This window comes from Streptomyces sp. NPDC057617 (assembly GCF_042800555.1).
Taxonomy (GTDB): Bacteria; Actinomycetota; Actinomycetes; order Streptomycetales; family Streptomycetaceae; genus Streptomyces.
Genome location: NZ_JBHVGV010000014.1, coordinates 12,930 through 33,560, shown reverse-complemented (window position 1 = coordinate 33,560; position 20,631 = coordinate 12,930). Strand labels below are relative to the sequence as shown.

18 protein-coding genes and 1 pseudogene are annotated in these 20,631 nt (G+C 71.3%); 4 read left to right on the top strand and 15 right to left on the bottom strand.

Translation table 11 applies throughout. The features are described 5' to 3' along the window. Nucleotides 1-226 precede the first annotated feature (226 nt). The 4 genes and pseudogenes from recX to ACFU9P_RS29145 all read right to left on the bottom strand — a co-directional run. Nucleotides 227-913: pseudogene (gene recX, locus ACFU9P_RS29160) on the bottom strand (recombination regulator RecX); the annotation flags it as partial. Continuing rightward, on the bottom strand, nucleotides 817-1,953 hold the full coding sequence (recA, locus tag ACFU9P_RS29155; protein WP_376385475.1) for a recombinase RecA: 1,137 nt from the start codon (nucleotides 1,951-1,953) through the stop codon (nucleotides 817-819). The gene recA and the pseudogene recX, both read right to left, overlap by 97 nt. Before the next feature lie 224 nt (nucleotides 1,954-2,177). Next, nucleotides 2,178-3,329 (bottom strand): AI-2E family transporter, encoded by a 1,152-nt coding sequence (locus ACFU9P_RS29150; RefSeq protein WP_376385501.1) that lies wholly within the window; start codon nucleotides 3,327-3,329, stop codon nucleotides 2,178-2,180. A 299-nt stretch (nucleotides 3,330-3,628) separates the two neighbouring features. Further along, entirely contained in the window at nucleotides 3,629-3,823 is a 195-nt protein-coding gene (locus ACFU9P_RS29145) for a DUF3046 domain-containing protein (protein WP_384086470.1), read from the bottom strand. 273 nt (nucleotides 3,824-4,096) lie between these two features. On the opposite strand from ACFU9P_RS29145, the gene ACFU9P_RS29140 reads away from it, so the two are divergent. Beyond that, nucleotides 4,097-5,047: a hypothetical protein gene (locus ACFU9P_RS29140; RefSeq protein ID WP_384086467.1), complete on the top strand. Its 951-nt coding sequence runs from the start codon at nucleotides 4,097-4,099 to the stop codon at nucleotides 5,045-5,047. Between the two features lie 30 nt (nucleotides 5,048-5,077). Here the strand turns inward: ACFU9P_RS29140 and ACFU9P_RS29135 are convergent, their stop codons facing one another. The 3 genes from ACFU9P_RS29135 to ACFU9P_RS29125 are packed head-to-tail and all read right to left on the bottom strand — an operon-like array spanning nucleotide 5,078 to nucleotide 7,186. Beyond that, nucleotides 5,078-5,386, bottom strand: coding sequence for an AzlD domain-containing protein (locus ACFU9P_RS29135; RefSeq protein WP_376385468.1), 309 nt, complete (start codon nucleotides 5,384-5,386; stop codon nucleotides 5,078-5,080). After that, nucleotides 5,383-6,219 (bottom strand): AzlC family ABC transporter permease, encoded by an 837-nt coding sequence (locus ACFU9P_RS29130; protein ID WP_376385465.1) that lies wholly within the window; start codon nucleotides 6,217-6,219, stop codon nucleotides 5,383-5,385. Before ACFU9P_RS29130 ends, ACFU9P_RS29135 begins: the two co-directional genes overlap by 4 nt. A gap of 10 nt (nucleotides 6,220-6,229) precedes the next feature. Further along, a complete protein-coding gene (locus ACFU9P_RS29125; protein WP_384086462.1) occupies nucleotides 6,230-7,186 on the bottom strand; it encodes a LysR family transcriptional regulator in 957 nt (318 codons plus the stop codon). A 232-nt stretch (nucleotides 7,187-7,418) separates the two neighbouring features. Between ACFU9P_RS29125 and ACFU9P_RS29120 the strand changes: the two genes are divergently transcribed. Further along, nucleotides 7,419-8,549 (top strand): aldo/keto reductase, encoded by a 1,131-nt coding sequence (locus tag ACFU9P_RS29120; protein ID WP_384086459.1) that lies wholly within the window; start codon nucleotides 7,419-7,421, stop codon nucleotides 8,547-8,549. 11 nt (nucleotides 8,550-8,560) lie between these two features. On the opposite strand, the gene ACFU9P_RS29115 is transcribed toward ACFU9P_RS29120, so the two are convergent. Next, complete coding sequence (locus ACFU9P_RS29115; RefSeq protein ID WP_384086456.1) at nucleotides 8,561-9,397, bottom strand: AraC family transcriptional regulator; 837 nt, start codon at nucleotides 9,395-9,397, stop codon at nucleotides 8,561-8,563. Nucleotides 9,398-9,529: 132 nt separating this feature from the next. Between ACFU9P_RS29115 and ACFU9P_RS29110 the strand changes: the two genes are divergently transcribed. Next, on the top strand, nucleotides 9,530-14,176 hold the full coding sequence (locus tag ACFU9P_RS29110; RefSeq protein ID WP_384086453.1) for an ATP-dependent helicase: 4,647 nt from the start codon (nucleotides 9,530-9,532) through the stop codon (nucleotides 14,174-14,176). Between the two features lie 89 nt (nucleotides 14,177-14,265). Then, nucleotides 14,266-15,024, top strand: a complete 759-nt coding sequence (locus ACFU9P_RS29105; protein WP_384086450.1) for an Fpg/Nei family DNA glycosylase — start codon at nucleotides 14,266-14,268, stop codon at nucleotides 15,022-15,024. Nucleotides 15,025-15,082: 58 nt separating this feature from the next. Here the strand turns inward: ACFU9P_RS29105 and ACFU9P_RS29100 are convergent, their stop codons facing one another. The 7 genes from ACFU9P_RS29100 to ACFU9P_RS29070 all read right to left on the bottom strand — a co-directional run bounded on the left by ACFU9P_RS29100 (nucleotide 15,083) and on the right by ACFU9P_RS29070 (nucleotide 20,342). Continuing rightward, complete coding sequence (locus tag ACFU9P_RS29100; RefSeq protein WP_384086447.1) at nucleotides 15,083-15,307, bottom strand: hypothetical protein; 225 nt, start codon at nucleotides 15,305-15,307, stop codon at nucleotides 15,083-15,085. 130 nt (nucleotides 15,308-15,437) lie between these two features. Further along, the gene (locus ACFU9P_RS29095) at nucleotides 15,438-15,908 is read right to left on the bottom strand and encodes a Dps family protein (RefSeq protein WP_376385444.1); all 471 of its coding nucleotides are present in this window, start codon (nucleotides 15,906-15,908) and stop codon (nucleotides 15,438-15,440) included. A gap of 177 nt (nucleotides 15,909-16,085) precedes the next feature. Further along, nucleotides 16,086-16,469, bottom strand: coding sequence for a helix-turn-helix domain-containing protein (locus ACFU9P_RS29090; protein WP_046497329.1), 384 nt, complete (start codon nucleotides 16,467-16,469; stop codon nucleotides 16,086-16,088). A gap of 109 nt (nucleotides 16,470-16,578) precedes the next feature. Continuing rightward, the gene (locus tag ACFU9P_RS29085; protein ID WP_384086443.1) at nucleotides 16,579-17,127 is read right to left on the bottom strand and encodes a CinA family protein; all 549 of its coding nucleotides are present in this window, start codon (nucleotides 17,125-17,127) and stop codon (nucleotides 16,579-16,581) included. Then, the gene (pgsA, locus tag ACFU9P_RS29080; RefSeq protein ID WP_384086440.1) at nucleotides 17,124-17,948 is read right to left on the bottom strand and encodes a CDP-diacylglycerol--glycerol-3-phosphate 3-phosphatidyltransferase; all 825 of its coding nucleotides are present in this window, start codon (nucleotides 17,946-17,948) and stop codon (nucleotides 17,124-17,126) included. The genes ACFU9P_RS29085 and pgsA overlap by 4 nt, the downstream gene beginning before the upstream one ends. Further along, nucleotides 17,945-19,507: a 30S ribosomal protein S12 methylthiotransferase RimO gene (rimO, locus tag ACFU9P_RS29075; protein WP_384086437.1), complete on the bottom strand. Its 1,563-nt coding sequence runs from the start codon at nucleotides 19,505-19,507 to the stop codon at nucleotides 17,945-17,947. The genes pgsA and rimO overlap by 4 nt, the downstream gene beginning before the upstream one ends. A gap of 49 nt (nucleotides 19,508-19,556) precedes the next feature. Next, the gene (locus tag ACFU9P_RS29070; RefSeq protein ID WP_376385499.1) at nucleotides 19,557-20,342 is read right to left on the bottom strand and encodes a helix-turn-helix domain-containing protein; all 786 of its coding nucleotides are present in this window, start codon (nucleotides 20,340-20,342) and stop codon (nucleotides 19,557-19,559) included. Nucleotides 20,343-20,631: the final 289 nt, after the last annotated feature.

Sequence of the window (20,631 nt, the reverse complement as noted above, 5' to 3'; positions counted from 1 at the left end):
GCGACGGGCGGAGTCATGACCACCGCCATGCGGGTGGCATTCGCGCACACATTCCGGCCCGCGGCCTGGTGCCCCCTGGGCCCGGCCCTGTCCCGGGCGGCCGTTCCCTCCGTCAACGGCCGTACGGGAAGGGCGAGTTCCTGGACCGACGGGCGAGCCGGACCGGCCCATGCGCGGACCGGGCTCGCCGAGGGTCCTGGCCGGACAGGAGTTGCCGGGAGGGGCACTAGTCAAAGCTCTCGTCCAGTCCCTCGGTGTCCTCGCCCTCCTCTTCCAGGGCCTGTCTGACCACCCGCAGCGCCATCCCCTCCCCGTACCCCTTGCGGGCCAGCATGCCCGCGAGCCTGCGCAGCCGTCTGTCCCGGTCCAGGCCACGGGTGGCCCGCAGCTTGCGGGCGACCAGCTCGCGGGCGGTCGCCTCCTCCTGATCGGCGTCCAGGTGCCCGACCGCCTCGTCGATCAGCGCGGAGTCCACCCCCTTCGTCCGCAGCTCCCGCGCGAGGGCGCGCCGGGCGAGCCCCCTGCCGTGGTGCCGCGACTCCACCCAGGCGTCCGCAAACGCCGCGTCGTCGATCAGCCCCACATCCTCGAAGCGGGAAAGCACCTCCTCGGCGATGTCCTCGGGGATGTCCCGCTTCTCCAGCGCGTCCGCCAGTTGCTTGCGGGTGCGGGGGGTCCCGGTGAGCAGGCGCAGACAGATCGCCCGCGCCCGCTCCGCCGGATCCTGGGGCGACAGCTCCCGCTCGGCCCTCGACGAGTCGGAGCTGTCGCCCGGCGCTTCCGTCCGCCGCCTCTTCTCCCACGGCACCGTACGGACTAGCTCTTGGCCGCTGCCGCCTTGGCCGACTTGGCCTTGGAGGCAGCGGCGGACGCCGGCTTCGCCGGATCCTCGGCAGCGGCAGGAGCCTTGGCGGGAGCGGCCGTGGCGTCCGCGCCGGGCTCGGCCTTCGCCTCCGGCCTCACCCCGACGCCCAGCTTCTCCAGGATCTTCTTCTCGATCTCATTGGCGAGATCGGGGTTGTCCTTGAGGAAGTTACGGGCGTTCTCCTTGCCCTGGCCGAGCTGGTCGCCCTCGTACGTGTACCAGGCGCCGGCCTTCCGTACGAAGCCGTGCTCCACGCCCATGTCGATCAGACCGCCCTCGCGGCTGATGCCCTGGCCGTAGAGGATGTCGAACTCGGCCTGCTTGAAGGGCGGCGCGACCTTGTTCTTCACGACCTTGACGCGGGTGCGGTTGCCGACCGCGTCGGTGCCGTCCTTCAGCGTCTCGATACGGCGGATGTCGAGGCGCACCGACGCATAGAACTTGAGCGCCCGGCCACCGGTCGTGGTCTCCGGCGAGCCGAACATCACGCCGATCTTCTCGCGGAGCTGGTTGATGAAGATCGCGGTGGTCTTGGACTGGTTGAGCGCACTGGTGATCTTCCGGAGCGCCTGGCTCATCAGCCGCGCCTGGAGACCGACATGCGAGTCGCCCATCTCGCCCTCGATCTCCGCGCGCGGCACCAGGGCGGCGACGGAGTCGATGACGATGAGATCGAGCGCACCGGAGCGGACCAGCATGTCCACGATTTCGAGCGCCTGCTCACCGTTGTCCGGCTGGGACAGGATGAGATTGTCGATGTCGACGCCGAGCTTCTTCGCGTACTCGGGGTCGAGGGCGTGCTCCGCGTCCACGAAGGCCACCGCGCCGCCCGCCCGCTGCGCGTTGGCCACGGCGTGCAGCGTCAGGGTCGTCTTGCCGGAGGACTCCGGCCCGTACACCTCCACCACGCGTCCGCGCGGCAGGCCGCCGACGCCCAGCGCGACGTCGAGCGCGGTCGACCCGGTGGGGATGACCTCGATCGGTTCGTTCGGCCGCTCGCCGAGGCGCATCACCGCGCCCTTGCCGAATTGCCGTTCAATCTGTGCGAGGGCGGCGTCGAGCGCCTTCTCGCGGTCGGTTCCTGCCATGGGTTCCACCCGATTTGCTTGTGTCGATCGCTTCACGTCAAAGACGCTATCCCCTGCCACTGACAACGCGTCCCGACGTCCTCCCGGCCTGTGGACAACTCCGCTCAAACCCGCGCGGCAGACCGCCCCGGCCGGTCACGGGAAACACCGGCAGGACCCCATAAGAATGGATGTTCGATTTTCATGTCAAGCGTCCAACTCGACGTGCCACAGCGCCAACGCGCTTAGGGTCGCGGACCGCTGCCGGCGCGCAGGGCACGCCAGAGCTGCCGCGCGACCGGCTGTCCGCCCTGTGGCCTGCCGCCTTGCGGTCTGCCGCTCTGCCGGCCGCCCTGCACCCGGGCGTCGTCCATCACGTCGTACCGCTTCACATAGGCGCCGAGGAACGCCTGGAGCGTGGCGACGGCCGGGATCGCGATCAGCGCACCGACGGCGCCCAGCAGGGCCGTACCCGCGATGACCGAGCCGAAGGCCACCGCGGGGTGGATGTCCACGGTCCTGGCCGTGAGCTTCGGCTGGAGCATGTAGTTCTCGAACTGCTGGTAGATCACCGCGAATCCGAGCACCCAGACCGCGTACCAGGGGTCGATGGTGAAGGCGATCAGCATCGGCAGCGCGCCCGCCAGATAGGTGCCGATGGTGGGGATGAACTGGGAGACGAGCCCCACCCAGATCGCCAGCGCCGGCGCGTACGGCACGCCCAGGATCTCCAGCAGGATGTAGTGCGCGACCCCGGAGATCAGGGCCATCAGACCCCGGGAGTAGATGTAGCCGCCGGTCTTGTCGACCGCGATCTCCCAGGCACGCAGCACCTCGGCCTGCTTGGCCGGCGGGAGTACGGAGCAGAGCGCGCGCCGCAGCCGGGGGCCGTCGGCTGCGAAGTAGAACGAGAACAGGAAGATCGTGAGCAGCCGGAACAGCCCGCCCAGCACGGTGGTGGAGATGTCCAGGACTCCGGTCGCACTGTTCTGCACGTACCTCTGGAGCCAGTCGGAGTGCAGCAGGCTGTCCTGGACAGCGACCCGTGACAGCTCGGTACGGAAGGTCGTGTTGCTCCAGTTGATCACCGAGTCGAGGTACTGGGGGAAGGACTCGACCATGTCGATGATCTGGCTGGCCAGGATCGAGCCGAGCATCGTCACAAAGCCGGCGACCGCGCCCACCACTGCGAAGAAGACCAGGAATGTGGCGAATCCACGCCGTATGCCGCGCGCCGCCATCCGGCTCACCACCGGCTCGATCGCCAGGGCCAGGAAGAAGGCGATCAGCACATTGACCAGCAGTCCGATGAGCTGATGGAAGGCCCAGCTACCGAGCTGAAAACAGGCGATGAGCGCCAGCGCGAGGACCATGGCGCGTGGCAGCCAGCGCGGCATATGGGCCTGGGCACCGGTCCGGCGACCTGCGGCCTGCGAGCCCGTGCCCGCGTCCGTACGAACATCCGCGCCGGTCCCGGGCTCGTCCCCGGCCGCCGCGGTCGGCACCGTATCCCCCGACGGATCGGCGGGCGCGCCCGGCTCGGGGCGCTGCGGAGGGATCGGCGGTTCCAGGTCCGAATCCGATACGTCCGGTGCGGTGTCGGCGGTGTCGTCAGTCGGTGCCATCGAGCCAGTGTCGCCCACCGCAGCCGCGTCCCGTCCTCCCTCACGGCCGCCCCCGGCCGCCGGCGTGGGCGTCATCGCTTCTCGGCCGGAATGCCCATGGCGGCGCAGACCGCCCGCCAGACATCCTTCGCCTCCCAGCCCGCGTCGAGCGCCTCATGCACCGTACGGCCGCCCAGCTCGGCCATCACATGGTCACGGGCGAAGGAGTCGGCGTAGACAGCGCCGAAGTGCTCCACCATCCGCTCCCAGAAAATCGTCAACCGCATGGCACCAGTATCGCGCCCCTGAGAGTGCCACGGGGCCGGTCCGCCCGGCGTCCGGCGGTTTCGGTCTGCGCCTTGAGCACGCCCTAGGGCGTGTCCGCAAAGTATCGTCGTCCGCCCGCAGGGCGGGGCCTGCGGCGTCCGGTGCGTGCAATCGCAAGGCGGAGGATCAGTCTCGTACTGGACGTACTTGGCTGACTCCGACAACGCAGCAAGTGCGCGTGCCGGGCGTCGCGGGCCAGGCGAGACTTTGCGGACACGCCCTAGGGTCGGAGCATGGCTGGTACAGCGGCGACGACCGCGTCCCCCCTTGCCCGCGCCGAGCGCTTCGTCTGGCTCACGGCCCGGGTGCTCGAACAGCGGCGGTTCGCCTATCACTTCCTGGACGGCGGTCCGGGCAGGACGGGCCGGGACCGCGGCGAGGACGCCGTCGAGACGGCCCTCATGGCGTACCGCGGGGAGGACGGCGGCTATGCCCATGGGCTCGAACCCGATCTGCGCGGGCCGGTCAGCCAGCCCCTCCATACGGCACACGCGCTGCGCGTCCTCGACTCCATCGGCCGCTGCGACGGGCCGCGGGCGGAGCTGATCTGCCGCTATCTGACGGCGGTGTCGACACCGGAGGGCGCGCTGCCCGCGCTCCACCCCTCCCTGCGGGGCTATCCGTTCGCGCCCTTCCTCCCGCTCGTCGACGACCCGCCGGGCGAACTGCTGGCGACGGGCCCGGTCGTGGGCGTGCTGCACCGGAACGAGGTGTGGCACGCCTGGCTCTTCCGGGCCACCGACTTCTGCTGGGCGGCCGTCGAGGGGATGAAGGACTCGCATCCGTACGAGATCGAGGCCGCGGTCGCCTTTCTGGACGGCGTCCCCGACCGGGCGCGGGCCGAGGCGGCGGCGGACCGGCTCGGCCGGCTGGTACGGGAGCGGCGGCTGGCGGTGCTCGATCCGGAGCGCCGCGCGCACTACCCCGTACCACCGGGGTACGCGCCGGACGAACACCACTTTCCGCACGACTACGCGCGCGTGCCGGAGTCGCTGGCCCGCCACTGGTTCACGGACGAGGAGATGGCCAGGTCGCTCGACTTCCTCGCGGCGCGGCAGCGGGAGGACGGCGGCTGGCCGATCACCTGGCGTCAGTGGGCACCGGGGACCGCGCTGGAATGGCGGCCGATCGTGACCATCGAGGCGCTGCGGACCCTGCGCGCCCACGGCCGGGCCATCGGCTGACCGTACCGGAGTACGGCCACCGGCCGGCCGTCAGCCGCCGATCGCCCGTACCCCCGCCGTGACGGCCACGGCGGCCGCGACGACCACCAGAAAGGGGGCACGCAGGATCAGCGCGAGCGCCGCCGCCGCAAGCCCCGCGCCCCGGGCGTCCAGGACGAGCGCGCCGTTGGCGCTGAAGGTCTGCTGCGCGGTCAGCGCGGCAAGCAGGCCGACGGGCAGCAGGGCCGCCAACCGCTGGACCAGGGGGCGTTCCAGAACCCCCGCGGGCACCAGCAGTCCCAGCAGTTTGACGAGATAGCAGCCGACGGCGGTCACGCCGATCGCGATCCAGATGTTCAACGGTCCGATCCCTTCCGGCGGGCGGCGGTCTTCAGGTCAGCGGCTTTCCGCGCGGCGGTCGTCCGGGCAGCGGACTTGCGGCGCCCTTCGAGCCAGAGGACGGCGGGGGCGGCAAGAGCCGCGACCAGTACCGGGACCCCGGCGGGCAGCAGCGGCAGAAAGCCCAGTCCCAGAACGACCGCGAGGCCCGCGGCCATCCGCTCGGTGGCGGTACGGAGCATGGGCGCGAGCAGCGCGAGGAAGACGGCCGGTCCGGCCGCGTCCAGCCCCCAGGCGCCGGTGTCGCCGAGCGCCTCCGCGCCCAGAGCCCCGGCCAGGGTGGTGAGGTTCCACAGCACATAGAGGCTCAGTCCGGTGACCGTGAAGCCGATCCTGGCGGCGCGGCGCGTCGGCTGGGCGAGGGCCACGGCCGTGGTCTCGTCGATCACCCACTGCGCGGCCAGCGGGCGTACGGGCCCGGGCAGCCGCAGCAACTGGGACAGTCTGAGGCCGTAGAAGGCGTTCCGTACGCCCAGGAAGAAGGCGCCCGCGGCGGCGGTGAACGGATTGCCGCCCGCGGCGAGCGCGCCGACGAGGGCGAACTGCGAGGCGCCGGTGAAGACCAGCAGGCTGAGCGCGCAGGTCTGGAGTACGGAGAGGCCCGCGCCCGCCGAGGTGACGCCGAAGGCGAAGCCGGAGAGTCCGACGGCGATACCGACACCGAGGGCGTCGCGTACGACGGCGGCGTCGGGCTTGGGCTCGGGACCAGGGCCGGGTGCTGGCGGCGCGTCCAGGAATTCGGGTTCCAGGGATCCGGGCGTGGGTGTGGATGCGGATGTTGTCTGATCTGACACGTCCTGGACGCTACGGGGCTGGGTCCTGACCGGTCTTGTACGTTCTTGCGCTCCGGAGCGCCTTGGTCCTGGCCGGCAGCCAGCCCTCCGTACGGGCCAGACGCCGCGCCGTACGCACAAGAGCGGCCACGGTCGGCGGTGCGTCGCGTGCCCAGGCGAGCTGGAGATCGATGGTCGGCAACTCGTCCAGCAACGCCACGCCGACCATGGTCGGCGGAAGGTGCGGGCGCAGCGAGGCGGGAAGGATCATGAAGTCCCCTCCGCTCAGGGCCGATCCGAGGTTGCGCAGTCCGGGGAGCCGGTTCTCCCAGACGTCGAAGGTCTCGCCCGAGACACGCAGCGCGGCGAGCACCCCGTCGTGGTAGCGCGGTGCGACGGCCCTCGGGAAGAACCGCAGGGTGTGGCCGCGCAGTTCGCGCAGGGCCAGCGCGTCCCGCCCCGCCAGCGGGTGGCCGGTGTCGAGCACGGCGGTCAGGGGATCGCGCCGCAGGGTCGCCGTGCGGTGGCCGGACGGTATGCGTACGAGCCTGCCGAGAAGCACATCGATCTCGCGGTCGCGCAGGGCGGCGCTGAGTTCGACGTCCCAGGCCTCGCGCGCGTCGATGCGGATGCCGGGGTGTTCCTCGCGCATCGCGGAGAAGAGCTTGGGCATCTCGTCGAATGCCGTGGTGACGGTGTAGCCGATACGGAGGGTGCCGGTCCCGGCCCCGCCGACGAGCCGCACCTGCCGTACCGCCCGGTCCGTGTCCTCAAGGATGCGTCGCGCCGACTCGATGAACACCAGGCCCGCTTCGGTCGGTCTGGTGGGCCGCCGGTGGAAGAGCGGAACGCCCAACTCACGCTCCAGCGCCGCGATCTGACGGCTCAGCGGTGGCTGGGTCATATGCAGCATTTCCGCCGCGCCCTCGAAACCGCCCGCGTCGGCGACCGCGATCACATACCGCATGAGCCGCAGATCCACGGACATACCCGGAGGGTATCCGAGCATTCCCGACGGGTGGGCCCAGTCTGTCGACACCTCCTGAGGGCGGCTGTCAGGGTGAGATCAACGGGCCGGGTACGGCTTCGACGTCAAGCTCGGGCGTCAACTCCCGGCGTCTCGCCATCCCTTTGATTCCCCGCGCAATCCTCTGATTTCCTGCGCGATCCTCTGCGGCAATCCTTTGTGGCAATCCTTCTGTGAAGGGGGAAGTTCCGTCATGAACCGCACCATGGACAGCACGTACGACTCCACGGACCACACCACCGCGGGTCACACCACCGCTGATCTCCCGCCGCCGACCCGGCGTACGGTCGTCGCGGCCGGAGCCGCCACCGCGGCGGCGGTCCTCTCCGGAGGCGCGTTTTCGGGACCCGCGTCGGCCGCCTCCGCTCCTTCGGACGTGATCCTGAAGACCGTCCCCGGTACGGGCGAGCGGCTCCCCGCGATCGGGCTCGGCTCCTTCATGACCTTCGACGCGCCTGTCGGGCGGCCCTCGCCGGCCGTCCTGGAAGTGGTCCGCAGGCACTGGTCGGCGGGCGGCCGGGTCTTCGACTGCTCACCGCTGTACGGATCGGCCGAGGCCGTACTGGGTGGCGCCGCGGCCTCGCTCGGTATCAGCGACAGGATGTTCGTCACCGACAAGGTGTGGTCGACGGGCGAGTACCTCTGGGACACCTCGCACGCGGAGAGCAATCTGCGGCGGTCCCGGAAGAGACTGCGCCGAAGCCGGCCGATCGATGTGGTGCAGGTACACAGTCTGGTCAATGTCGATGTGATGGTGCCCCTGCTGCATGCCCTCAAGAAGGAGGGCATGATTCGTCAACTCGGCGTCTCGCACCATGACCCCGCGTACTTCCCACTGCTGGCGGGCTGGGTCGAACGGGGCGATCCGGACTTCGTACAGGTCCACTACTCGATCCACACCCGGGCGGCCGAGGACACCGTGCTGAGGGCAGCGGCGGACCGGGGAGTCGCCGTCCTGGTGAACATGCCTCTGGAGAAGGCCCGGCTGCACAAGGCCGTCGAGGGTCTGCGCCTTCCGGCGTTCGCGGCCGACTTCGGCATCGAGACCTGGTCGGCGTTCTTCCTGAAGTGGGTCATCTCGCACCCCGCCGTCACCGTGGCGCTGCCGGCCACCTCGCGTCCTGAGCATGTGCTGGAAAATGTCGCGGCCATGCGCGGTCCACTGCCCGATCCCGACACCCGGGAGCGGATGGTGCGCCATATGGAGATGATTCCGGCGTTCCACCGGATCGGCTCGATGCCGTGGTATCCGGGCAAGAGCTATCCGGGAGTTGTCTCGACGGCACAAGAAGAATTGCGGAAACGCAGCCCCTGGTGGGCGTAGGGAAACTCTTCTCAGCCCGGCCAGGCAGCGCCCGCGCGCTCTCTGCGGTACGCGCCCGGCGGCACTCCGACGATCCGGGTGAAGTGCCGGTGGAGGTGCGGCTGATCCGTGAAACCGACGGCCACGGCCGCCTCCGCCGGTGCCGTACCGGCGTCCAGCAGCCGGCAGGCGCGCCGTACCCGCGCGTCGGTGAGCCAGGCGTGCGGGGGCAGGCCGTACGCCGCCTTGAAGGCCCGCAGCAGCGCGAAGGGGCTGGTCCCGAGGTCGGTGGCGAGCCGTTCCAGTGAGGGCGGGTCGGCCATCCGTTCCTCCAGCACGTCCCGCGCGCGTGCGGCGGCTCTCGCTCCGGCCCCGCGCGCCGGGCGCTGCCGGAGGGGGCCGCCGTTCACCCGCAGCAGCCGGGTCACCGCGATCCTCAGCAGGGAGTCGGCGGCCAGCGCGTTTCCCTCGTCGGTGGCGCGCAGCACCTGGTGGACGAGACGGACGGTGTACGGGTCGTCCACCACCGGGGCGATGAAACCGGGGGTGCCGCGGATCGCGGTGGTCTCCGCGGCGATCGAGGCGACGACCCCGGCCGCCGGGTAGACGGCTCCGTACCGCCAGCCCTCCGGGCCCTGGGCACGACCGGTGTGCGGCGTCTCCGGGTTGACCAGCGCGAGCGCGCCCGGGCCCGCGTACTGGTTGGCGCCACCGTGGTGGAAGACCTCGACACCGTCCGTGATCGCGGCGATGACGAAGTTCTCGTGGGTGTGGCGCGCGAAGGTCTTGTCGATGTAGCTGGCCCGCAGGAGATCGACACCGGGCAGGTCCGGGTAGTGCCAGTGCCGTGCCTGCTCCCGTATCGCCATGCGCCCATTCTGCCGCCGCTCCGCGGTCCGCCGTCCGCCCCGGTTCCGCCGCGGTCCGCCGTCCGGCGCCGGTCCGCGGGCGTTGTCCACAGGCCCGGGCGATTGTCAGTGGCCGGGTGCACGATGGGGGGCATGGCAACGACAGCGCTCGACTCCTTCTCCCCCGCGACCCGCGGCTGGTTCACGGGGGCCTTCTCCGCGCCCACCGCGGCGCAGGAGGGGGCCTGGCGCGCCATCGGGCGGGGCTCGGACGTGCTGGTCGTGGCCCCGACCGGCTCGGGCAAGACGCTGGCCGCCTTCCTCGCCGCCCTGGACCGGCTGGCTTCCGTCCCCCCGCCCGCCGAGGCGCACAAGCGCTGCCGGGTGCTGTACGTATCGCCGCTCAAGGCGCTCGCCGTCGATGTGGAGCGCAATCTGCGCAGCCCGCTCACCGGGATCCGGCAGGAGTCCGTGCGACGCGGGCTGCCGGAGCCGGAGGTGCGGGTCGGAATCCGCTCGGGCGACACCCCGGCGGCCGAGCGCCGCTCCATGGCCACGAAGCCGCCGGACATCCTGATCACCACCCCCGAGTCGCTGTTCCTGATGCTCACGTCCTCGGCGCGGGACGCGCTCGCCGGGGTCGAGACGGTGATCGTGGACGAGGTGCACGCGGTCGCCGGGACGAAGCGGGGCGCCCATCTCGCCCTGTCCCTGGAGCGGCTCGACGAGCTGCTGCCCCGCCCGGCACGCAGGATCGGGCTGTCGGCGACGGTGCGTCCGGTGGAGGAGGTCGCCCGCTATCTGTCGCCGCAGCGGAAGGTGGAGATCGTCCAGCCGCCCTCCGGCAAGGAGTTCGACCTCTCCGTCGTCGTCCCGGTCGAGGATCTCGGTGAGCTGGGCGGCTCACCCGCCTCGGAGACGGAGAGCGCGGACAGGCCGTCGATCTGGCCGCATGTGGAGGAGCGGATCGCCGATCTCATCCAGGCGCACCGCTCCACGATCGTGTTCGCCAACTCCCGCCGGCTGGCCGAGCGGCTGTGCAACCGGCTCAACGAGATCGCGTACGAACGGGCCACGGGGACCGTGCTCGACGGTGAGGAGCCCGCCGCGCCGCTGCCCGAGTCGCACTCCCCGGCCCAGGTCATGGCCCAGTCGGGCGCGGCCAAGGGCGCGCCCGCCCTGCTGGCCCGCGCGCATCATGGCTCGGTCTCCAAGGAGCAGCGCGCCCAGGTCGAGGAGGACCTCAAGGCGGGCCGGCTGCCCGCCGTGGTCGCGACATCCAGCCTGGAGCTGGGCATCGACATGGGGGCGGTGGATCTGGTCGTCCAGGTCGAGTCGCCGCCCTCGGTCGCCTCCGGGCTTCAGCGGGTGGGCCGCGCCGGCCACCAGGTGGGCGCGGTCTCGACCGGGGTCGTCTTCCCCAAGTACCGCGGCGATCTGGTGCAGGCGGCCGTGGTCACGGAGCGGATGCGGGGCGGGCTCATCGAGGCGCTGCGCATCCCGGCCAATCCGCTGGACGTGCTGGCCCAGCAGCTTGTGGCCATGGTCGCCCTGGACACCCGGCAGGCCGACGATCTGCTGGCCCTCGCCCGCCGTGCCGCGCCGTTCGCCTCGCTGCCCGAGTCGGCCTTCACCGCCGTCCTCGACATGCTCGCCGGGCGCTATCCCTCCGACGCCTTCGCGGAGCTGCGGCCCCGGGTGGTGTGGGACCGCGTCACCGGTACGGTCACGGGCCGCCCGGGTGCCCAGCGCCTCGCCGTCACCTCGGGGGGCACGATCCCGGACCGCGGGCTGTTCGGTGTCTTCCTCGCCGGGGCCGACCCCAAGAAGGGCGGCGGCCGGGTCGGGGAGCTGGACGAGGAGATGGTGTACGAGTCGCGGGTGGGCGATGTCTTCACGCTGGGCACGACCTCCTGGCGGATCGAGGACATCACCCGTGACCGGGTCCTGGTCACGCCCGCCCCCGGCACCCCCGGCCGGCTGCCCTTCTGGAAGGGCGACCAGCTCGGGCGCCCGCTGGAGCTGGGCCGTGCGGTGGGCACGTTCCTGCGGGAGGTCGGCGCCCTCTCCGAGGAGGACGCCCGGCTGCGGCTGCTGGCGGCGGGGCTGGACGCATGGGCGGCCGGCAATGTGCTGTCGTATCTCGACGAACAACGCCGGGCCTGCGGACACATCCCGGACGACCGGACGATCCTGGTGGAGCGGTTCCGGGACGAGCTGGGCGACTGGCGGGTGGTGATCCACTCCCCGTTCGGGGCGCAGGTGCACGCCCCCTGGGCGCTGGCGCTGGGTGCCAGACTGTCCGAGCGGTACGGGATGGACGCGCAGGTCATGCACGCCGACGACGGCATCGTGCTGCGCCTGCCCGACGCCGATCTGATGGGCATGGATCTGCTCGACGCCGAACCGGACCGCCTCGGCACGGCCTTCGACAGCGAGCAGGCACCCGTCGGAGCCGCGGATGTCGCGTTCGACGGCGGCGAGATCCGCGGGATCGTCACCGATCAGGTGGGCGGCTCCGCGCTCTTCGCCTCTCGATTCCGGGAGTGCGCGGCGCGGGCGCTGCTGCTGCCGCGCCGCAGCCCCGGCAAGCGCACCCCGCTGTGGCAGCAGCGCCAGCGCGCCGCCCAGCTCCTCCAAGTGGCAAGCGAATTCGGCTCGTTCCCGATCGTGCTGGAGGCGGTGCGGGAGTGTCTCCAGGATGTCTTCGACGTCCCGGGGCTCTCGGAACTGATGGGCGACATCGAGTCCCGCCGCGTCCGGCTGATCGAGGTCACCACCCCGGAGCCCTCCCCCTTCGCCCGGTCCCTGCTCTTCGGCTATGTCGCCCAGTTCCTGTACGAGGGGGACTCGCCCCTGGCGGAGCGCCGGGCCGCCGCGCTCTCCCTGGACTCGCGGCTGCTCGCCGAGCTGCTGGGCCAGGCCGAGCTGCGCGAGCTGCTCGACCCGGAGGTGCTCACGGAGCTGGAGCGGGAGCTTCAGTGGCTCACGGAGGACCGGCGCGTCAAGGATGTCGAGGGCCTCGCCGATCTGCTGCGGGTCCTGGGGCCGCTCACCGACGAGGAGCTGGCCGCGCGCGGGGCGGAGCCCGGCTGGGCCGGGGAGCTTGCCGCGACTCGACGCGCCATCAAGGTCAGGATCGGCGGAGCCGGCCACTGGGCGGCGATCGAGGACGCGGGACGGCTGCGGGACGCGCTGGGCACAGCACTGCCGGTCGGGGTCCCCGAAGCGTTCACCGAGCCGGTCAAGGACCCGCTCGGCGATCTCCTGGCCCGCTATGCCCGTACGCACGGCCCGTTCACCTCGCACACGGCCGCCGAGCGCTTCGGTCTCGGCAGCGCGGTCACGGACGGCGCCCTTCAACGCCTCGCCGCGAGTTCCCGGGTCGTCCAGGGCGAGTTCCATCCCTCCGGCATCGGCCAGGAGTGGTGTGACGCCACGGTGCTGCGTCGGCTGCGCCGCCGCTCGCTGGCCGCGCTGCGCCAGGAGCTGGAGCCGGTGGCGCCCGCCACGCTCGCCACATTCCTGCCGCAGTGGCAGCATCTGCACGCCCAAAGCCTGCGCGGTATCGACGGACTCGCCCGCGCCGTCGAGCAGTTGCAGGGCGCGGCCGTCCCCGCGTCGGCGCTGGAGAAGCTGGTCCTCCCGTCCCGGATCTCCGGCTACACACCGGCGCTGCTGGACGAACTGACCACCACCGGCGAGGTGTTGTGGGCCGGAGCGGGGGCGCTGCCCGGCAAGGACGGCTGGGTCGCGCTCTATCCCGCCGACTCCGCGTCACTGCTCCTCCCTCCCCCGCACCCGCTGGAGCTGACCGCCCTCCATGAATCGGTCCTGACCGCCCTGTCGGGGGGCTACGGCCTGTTCTTCCGGCAGATAGCCGACCAGATCCGCGCCACCACCCACCCGGAGGCGACCGATCCTCAACTGGCCGACGCTGTCTGGGATCTGGCCTGGTCGGGCCGGCTCACCAATGACACCCTGGCCCCGCTGCGCTCCCTGCTGGGCTCGGGACGTACCGCCGGCTCCACGGCCCACCGGGCGCGGCGCCCCGTACCCCGCGGGCGGTACGGAAGCCTCACGGCCGCGGCCAGACCGGCGTCCCGTTCGGGTCCGCCCACGGTGAGCGGCCGCTGGTCACTGCTCCCCGCCAGGGAGCCGGACCTCACGCATCGCGCGCACGCCCTGGCCCGCACGCTCCTCGACCGCCACGGTGTGGTGACCAGGGGCGCTGTCGCGGCCGAGGGCGTGGAGGGCGGCTTCTCCGCCGTCTATCGCGTGCTGTCGGCCTTCGAGGACAGCGGGCAGGCCCGTCGCGGTTATGTCGTCGAGGGCCTGGGCGCGGCCCAGTTCGCGATGGACGGCGCGGTCGACCGGCTGCGCGCGGCGGCGACCGCCCGGGACCGGGCCGAGGCGCATCCGACGCCCCGCGCGGTGGTCCTGGCCGCGGCCGACCCCGCCAACGCGTATGGGGCCGCGCTGCCCTGGCCGGAACCCCCGGACGGCGCGGGCCACAAGCCGGGCCGCAAGGCGGGATCCCTGGTCGTCCTGGTCGACGGTGAGCTGACGCTGTACATGGAGCGCGGCGGCAAGACGCTGCTGGCCTGGCCGACCGACCCGGAGGACCCCGCGCTCCGGACCGCCGCCGAGGCCCTGGCGGGCGCGGCCCGCTCGGGGGCGCTCGGCTCGGTCACCGTGGAACGGACCAATGGCGCCGCGGCGCTGACGTCGTCCTTGGGCCGCGCGCTGGAGGAGGCCGGGTTCCACGCCACCCCCAGGGGCCTGCGGCTGCGCGCCTGACACCGCCGACCCCGTACCCGTACCTCCACCGCCCCTACCCGCCCACCCGCGCCCTCCGCCCGTCCGTCCCGGCGCGCATCATGGGGTACATGCCCGAAGGAGACACCGTCTGGCAGACCGCCCGACTCCTGCACACCGCGCTGGCCGGCCGGACGCTGGTCCGGTCCGACCTCCGGGTGCCCCGGTTCGCGACCGCCGATCTGACCGGGCGGACCGTCCTGGATGTCACCCCGCGCGGAAAGCATCTCCTCGCCCGGATCGAGGGAGGTCTCACCCTCCACTCGCATCTGCGCATGGACGGGGCCTGGAAGGTGTACGCCCCGGGCGAGCGCTGGCGCGGCGGCGCCGGGCACCAGATCCGGGCGATCCTCGGCACGGCGGAGCGGACCGCGGTCGGCTACCGCCTCCAGGTCCTGGAGCTGCTGCGCACCAGTGAGGAGGAGCGGGTGGTCGGCCATCTCGGCCCGGATCTGCTCGGCCCCGGCTGGGATCCCGCCACGGCGCTGCGCAATCTCCTCGCCAATCCCGCCCGCCCACTCGGGGAGGCCCTGATCGATCAGCGCAATCTCGCCGGGGTCGGCAATATCTTCAAGTCCGAGACCTGCTTCCTGGTGCGCGCGACCCCATGGCTCCCCATCGGTGAACTCCCGTCACCGGAGCGTGTGGTGACGGCCGCGAAGCGGCTGCTCGAAGCCAACCGGACACGCCCGGGCGGCAGTCGGACGATCTCGGTGTACGGGCGGGCCGGCCGCCCATGTCCCCGCTGCGGCGCTCCGATCCGTACAGCCGACCAGGACGACCGTCCCGCCTACTGGTGCCCCCGCTGCCAGTCAGGCCCGACACATTGACGAACCGTCAACTCCGCTGGCCCGACCACCCCTTGGCGCAGCCATCTCAGCAGCCATCTCAACTGCCGTCCCCGCTCGCACCGATGGTTCCGCGCCCGGTCTCCGGCCCTCGGCGTCGCGCCGCCGCGACATGCACCGGCAGCAGGCTCAGCCCCCAACCGCCCGCCGCCACCGCGCCCTCCACCAGACCGCTGTGCTCGGGCACGAGCGCGAGCCGCAGTACGGCCCACCACCACAGCCCGCCGAGAGCGAGCGCCGGCAGAAGGACCCATCGCCTTGCCATGGCTGCCTCCTCCGGCCGACGCTAAACCCGAACGATCAACCGCCGCGAGGGCGCATCGGATGCACACCCCGGCGCGCGGCGACTTCGCGCGTGTACTGCACGTCTCCCTGCACGTCTTCGTCAGGCGCTCTTACGCGTTCTCCGCCTGGAACATCCACGAGTGCTTCTCAAGACCCGCCGTCACCTTGATCAGTACGTCCTGGGTGACCGGGTCCGGGTCGGCCGTCACCTCGACGCGCTCGCGCATCTGCCGGATCACCGAGGCAAGCCCGTCCACCATGATCCGTACGGCGTCCGTGTCCTTGATCCAGCCATTGGGAACCGCGCCGAACGCGCTCGTCGCAGCGACCGTCGCGGCCCGCCCGTCCGGTGTCACCCCGATCGCGGCGGCCCTCTCGGCCACCGTGTCCGAGTGCTTGCGGGCCATGGATACGACCTTGTCGAGCTGGAGATGTATGGAGCGGAAGCGCGGCCCGACGATATTCCAGTGGATCTGCTTCGACACCAGCGCGACGTCCACCAGGTCCACCAGCGCGCCCTGAAGCGTCTCGGCGACGAGCTTCAGATCCTCCTCGGGCAGGGAGCCTTTCACGATAGCCATGCCTGGCCTCCAGTTCCGTTCATGGTGTCCTTCGCCCCTGTCTGCTCGCAAAGGCACTTTCCACCATGGCACATATGATGCAAAACGGTCATTTCCTGGACGGCACTGGACGACGAAAGCCCCGACCGGTCAACACGACCGATCAGGGCTTCAGTCAAAGCTTCGAAAAACTCACCGTCAGGCGGCGACGACGTCCACCGCCTCGGTCGGCGCCTTGATCGTCACCCGCTCCGTCGGTACTCCCGCCACCGACGTCACAGAGACGGAATTGAGCATTGGGCGTACTGGCGCAGGCACCGGCTCGCTGGCGGCCGCCGACGCAGCCAGCTCGGCCAGCGACAGTTCGTCGCTCACTTCCCTCATGAGCTCTGACATCCGTACGTCAAGCGCGTCGCAGATCGCGGAGAGCAGTTCGGAGGATGCCTCCTTCTGCCCCCGCTCCACCTCGGAGAGATAGCCGAGCGAGACTCGGGCGGACGAGGAGACTTCGCGCAGAGTACGGCCCTGGCGCTGGCGCTGCCGACGCAGCACGTCACCAAGCAGGCGACGGAGCAGAATCATCGGTGGCTCCCTCCTCGGACCGCGTAGCCGCATCCTTCACGCCCCACCGTACCGCCTCGCGCTGCGGCCGTGCGGGGAGCGATGTCGTGTTCACTCAGGGCTGCAAACATCAATTCCCCCCGTTCTGTTCCGTATCCTGTGCCCGCCCGTTCCTTGATAGTTCGCTGAGGAGCAGCGCGAGCACGCTGCGTACACTCTCTTTACGGATGTCCGCCCGGTCGCCGTTCAACCGCAAAGCGGTCACTTTCCCCTTGCCGTCCGGTCCCACGACGGCCACATAGACCGTTCCGACGGGCTGTCCGTCCTGCGGCTCCGGGCCCGCGACGCCGGTGGTGGCCACGCCCCAGCCGGCGCCCAGCACCCGTCGTACCCCGGCCGCCATCTGGCGCGCGACCTCGGGGTCGACCGCGCCGCGCTCTGCCAGCAGGGTCCCGTCGACATCCAGTACGTCCCGTTTGAGGGCCGTCGCGTATGCCGTGACGGACCCGCGGAAGGTCCGGGAGGCGCCGGGGACGGACGTCAGCTCCGCGGCCACCAGACCGCCGGTGAGGGACTCCGCGGCGGCAAGCGTCCCGCCGAGCGCCTCCAGGGCCGCGAGCACCCGCGCCGCGTACTCGCGCGCGGGCACCGCGTCAGGCCCGGCCGGCCTTTCGGTCACCGTGCGGACTCCCCCGCGCCGGACTCACCGGACTCTCCCGAACCGGACGACGCCTCACCGACCGCGCCGGAACCAGCCCCACCGGCCCCGCCGGACCCGGCCGCCGCACCAGCCCCGCCGGCCCCGGGCGCAGCCGCGGCGGACCCAGCACCGGAACCGGCCCCGGCCGCAGCCGCCCGCTCCGCCGCGAGCCCCTGCCGCCGCAGCACGACCGCCTGCCGCACGTAATCCAGCCCCGTGACCACCGTCAGCACGACGGCCACCGCCATCACCCAGAAGCGGAGGGTCGCCAGCGGCCCGGTCAGCGCCAGGACGTACATCCCCGCCGCCGTCCCCTGCGCCAGGGTCTTCATCTTGCCGCCACGACTGGCCGGAATGACCCCGTGTCTGATCACCCAGAACCGCAGCAGCGTGATGCCGAGTTCACGGAAGAGAATGACCCCCGTCACCCACCACGGCAGATCGCCCAGCGCGGAGAGACAGATCAGCGCCGATCCCATGATCGCCTTGTCCGCGATCGGGTCGGCGATCTTCCCGAAGTCCGTGACCAGGTTGTACGTACGCGCGAGATGCCCGTCGAAGATGTCCGTGATCATGGCGACGGCGAAGGCGGCCCAGGCCCAGGCGCGCCAGACCGGGTCGTACCCGCCCTCCTGGAGCAGCAGCAGTACAAAAGCGGGCACCAGGACCAGCCGCACCATGGTGAGGATATTGGCGATGTTCCACAAGCTGACCTGATGAACCGCCACAGCCACCCGCTTTCTGCCGGGCGCCGGCTTCGCGCCGGCGCCGCCTGCCGCGGATGCCGGGACTCCGCTCATCTGGCCGCCTCCTCGCCCGGGATCCTGGAGTCGTCCCCGGAAAGCTCGTAGCACTCGGCCACCAGGTCCACGCCCTCGGTGCCGACCACCTTGGCCTCGACCATACGGCCGGGACGCAGCCCGGCACGCGATGTGAAGATCACCTGGCCGTCGGTCTCGGGCGCCTGGTGCGCCGCACGGCCGGTCGCCGGTTCCCCGTAGCCCGCCGAATCCCCGAGGCCGCCCTCTTCCGTATCGACGCCACCGACCGTACCGACCGACTCCACCAGCACCTGGAGGCTCTCGCCCAGCCGCTCCTCGGCCCGCTGCGCGGTCAGTTCCTCGGCCAGCCGCGACAGGTGCGCCAGCCGCTCGGCGACGGTGTCCGCGTGCAGCTTGCCGTCGTACGTCGCCGCCTCGGTGCCGTCCTCGTCCGAGTACCCGAACACACCGATGGCGTCGAGCCGCGCGTCCGTGAGGAAGCGCTCCAGCTCGGCGAAGTCCGCCTCGGACTCACCGGGGAAACCGACGATGAAGTTCGAGCGCACTCCGGCTTGCGGCGCCTTGCCGCGGATGGTCTCCAGCAGTTCCAGGAACCGCTCGGTGTCCCCGAACCGCCGCATCGCGCGCAGCACACCGGGCGCCGAGTGCTGGAAGGAGAGATCGAAGTACGGCGCGACCTTGGGCGTCGAGGTGAGGACGTCGATCAGCCCCGGCCGCATCTCGGCGGGCTGGAGATAACTCACCCGTACCCGCTCGATCCCGTCGACCGCCGCCAGCTCGGGCAGCAGGGTCTCCAGCAGCCGGATGTCGCCGAGGTCCTTGCCGTACGAGGTGTTGTTCTCGGAGACGAGCATGACCTCCTTGACGCCCTGCTCGGCCAGCCAGCGGGTCTCGCCCAGTACGTCGGAGGGGCGCCGGGAGATGAAGGAGCCGCGGAACGACGGGATGGCGCAGAAGGAGCAGCGCCGGTCGCAGCCGGAGGCGAGCTTCACGGAGGCGACGGGGCTGTTGTCGAGCCGCCGTCGCAGCGGCGCTCTGGGCCCCGAGGCCGGGGCGACCCCCTCCGGCAGATCCTCGGGGACAGAAGCCACTTCGGCCCGCTCCTGCCCATGACCGGGCAGCGCGACGCCCGTTCCGGTGCTCTGCCGCTCGACCGGGCTGAGCGGCAGCAGCTTGCGCCGGTCACGGGGCGTGTGCGAAGCGTGCACGCCACCGCTCAGGATGGTCCGGAGGCGGTCGGAGATATCGGCGTAGTCGTCGAAGCCGAGAACGCCGTCCGCCTCCGGAAGGGCCTCGGCCAGCTCCTTGCCGTACCGCTCGGCCATGCAGCCGACGGCGACCACGGCCTGGGTCCTGCCCTGGTCCTTGAGGTCGTTGGCCTCCAGCAGGGCGTCGACGGAGTCCTTCTTGGCGGCTTCGACGAAGCCGCAGGTGTTGACCACGGCGACGTCCGCGTCCGAGGCGTCCTCGACGAGCTCCCAGCCGTCCGCTGCCAAGCGGCCTGCGAGCTCCTCCGAGTCCACCTCGTTACGGGCGCAGCCAAGTGTGACAAGGGCGACGGTACGGCGTTCGGGCATGGGCTCAAGACTACTTTGTCCCGGACCCGCCCCTGGCGTGCAGGGTTGCTCAGCCGGCCTCGGGGTCGCCCTGCGTGTACGAGAGTCGCTCGACCTGTCCCGGCTCGAACTCGTCCTCGACCTTCTTGCCGTTCACGAACAGCTCGATCGCCCCGGCGTTGCCGAGAATCAGATCGATCTGCTCGTCGTCCTGGAAGGTCTTGGAGTCGCCCTTGTTCAGAAGTCCGTCGAAAAGCAGCTTGCCGTCGTGCGCCTTGGCCGAGATCCAGCTCTTGTCGTCTATGGCGGACAGCCGCACGGTGACCTTGTCGAGCGGCGCCGCGGCGATGGCGCTGTCCGACGGCTCGGGCTTGGGGTTGACCGTTTTGGTGGGGCTGGGCTTGAGGCCGCTCTTCTGCGGCTTGGGGCCCTCGGCGGCCTGCTTGGCCTTGCCGGTGTCCTCCTCGCCGCCGATCAGCGTGAAGCCGGCGAAGCCGACCACGGCGACGATCGCCGCGACCATCGCCGCCGTCCAGTTGGCATGGCGCCGCTCCGGCCGGATCCGCTCCGCCTCGAACATCGGCGCCGCGGGAGTGGGGACCGGCGGCCCGCCGTGCTCCGCGTCGAACTGCTCGACGAGCGGCTCGGGATCGATCCCCACCGCGCGGGCGAGCACACGGATATGGCCACGGGCGTAGACATCGCCGCCGCAGCGCGAGAAGTCGTCCTGCTCGATCCCCTGCACGATGGGGACACGCACACGCGTGGAACCGCTGACGTCGTCGACGGTCAGACCGGCGGCCGTACGTGCTTGCTGAAGGGTCTGGCCGACCGAAGGGCGGTCATCTTCGATCAGAGGCTGATCTTCTTCAGGTGAATTCCAGTCGTCCTCAAGGGAGTTCTCAGGGGCGATCCGGTCTTCGTCGGGAGGATTCCGGTCGTCTTCCGGGGAGTTGCCGTCGGGGGCACTGCCGTCGGGGGAGTTGCCGATGGACACGGGGGCGCCTTTCGAGCGTGTAGCCACCTGCTGGACGTTCAGTCTATGGGTGGTACGAAAGGGTGGGGCAACCGGGCGGATGCACTTTGTACGCCATCGGAATGACCGGACGGCGTGGCGAGGGGACAGAGAGCTGTTCCCCTCCAAC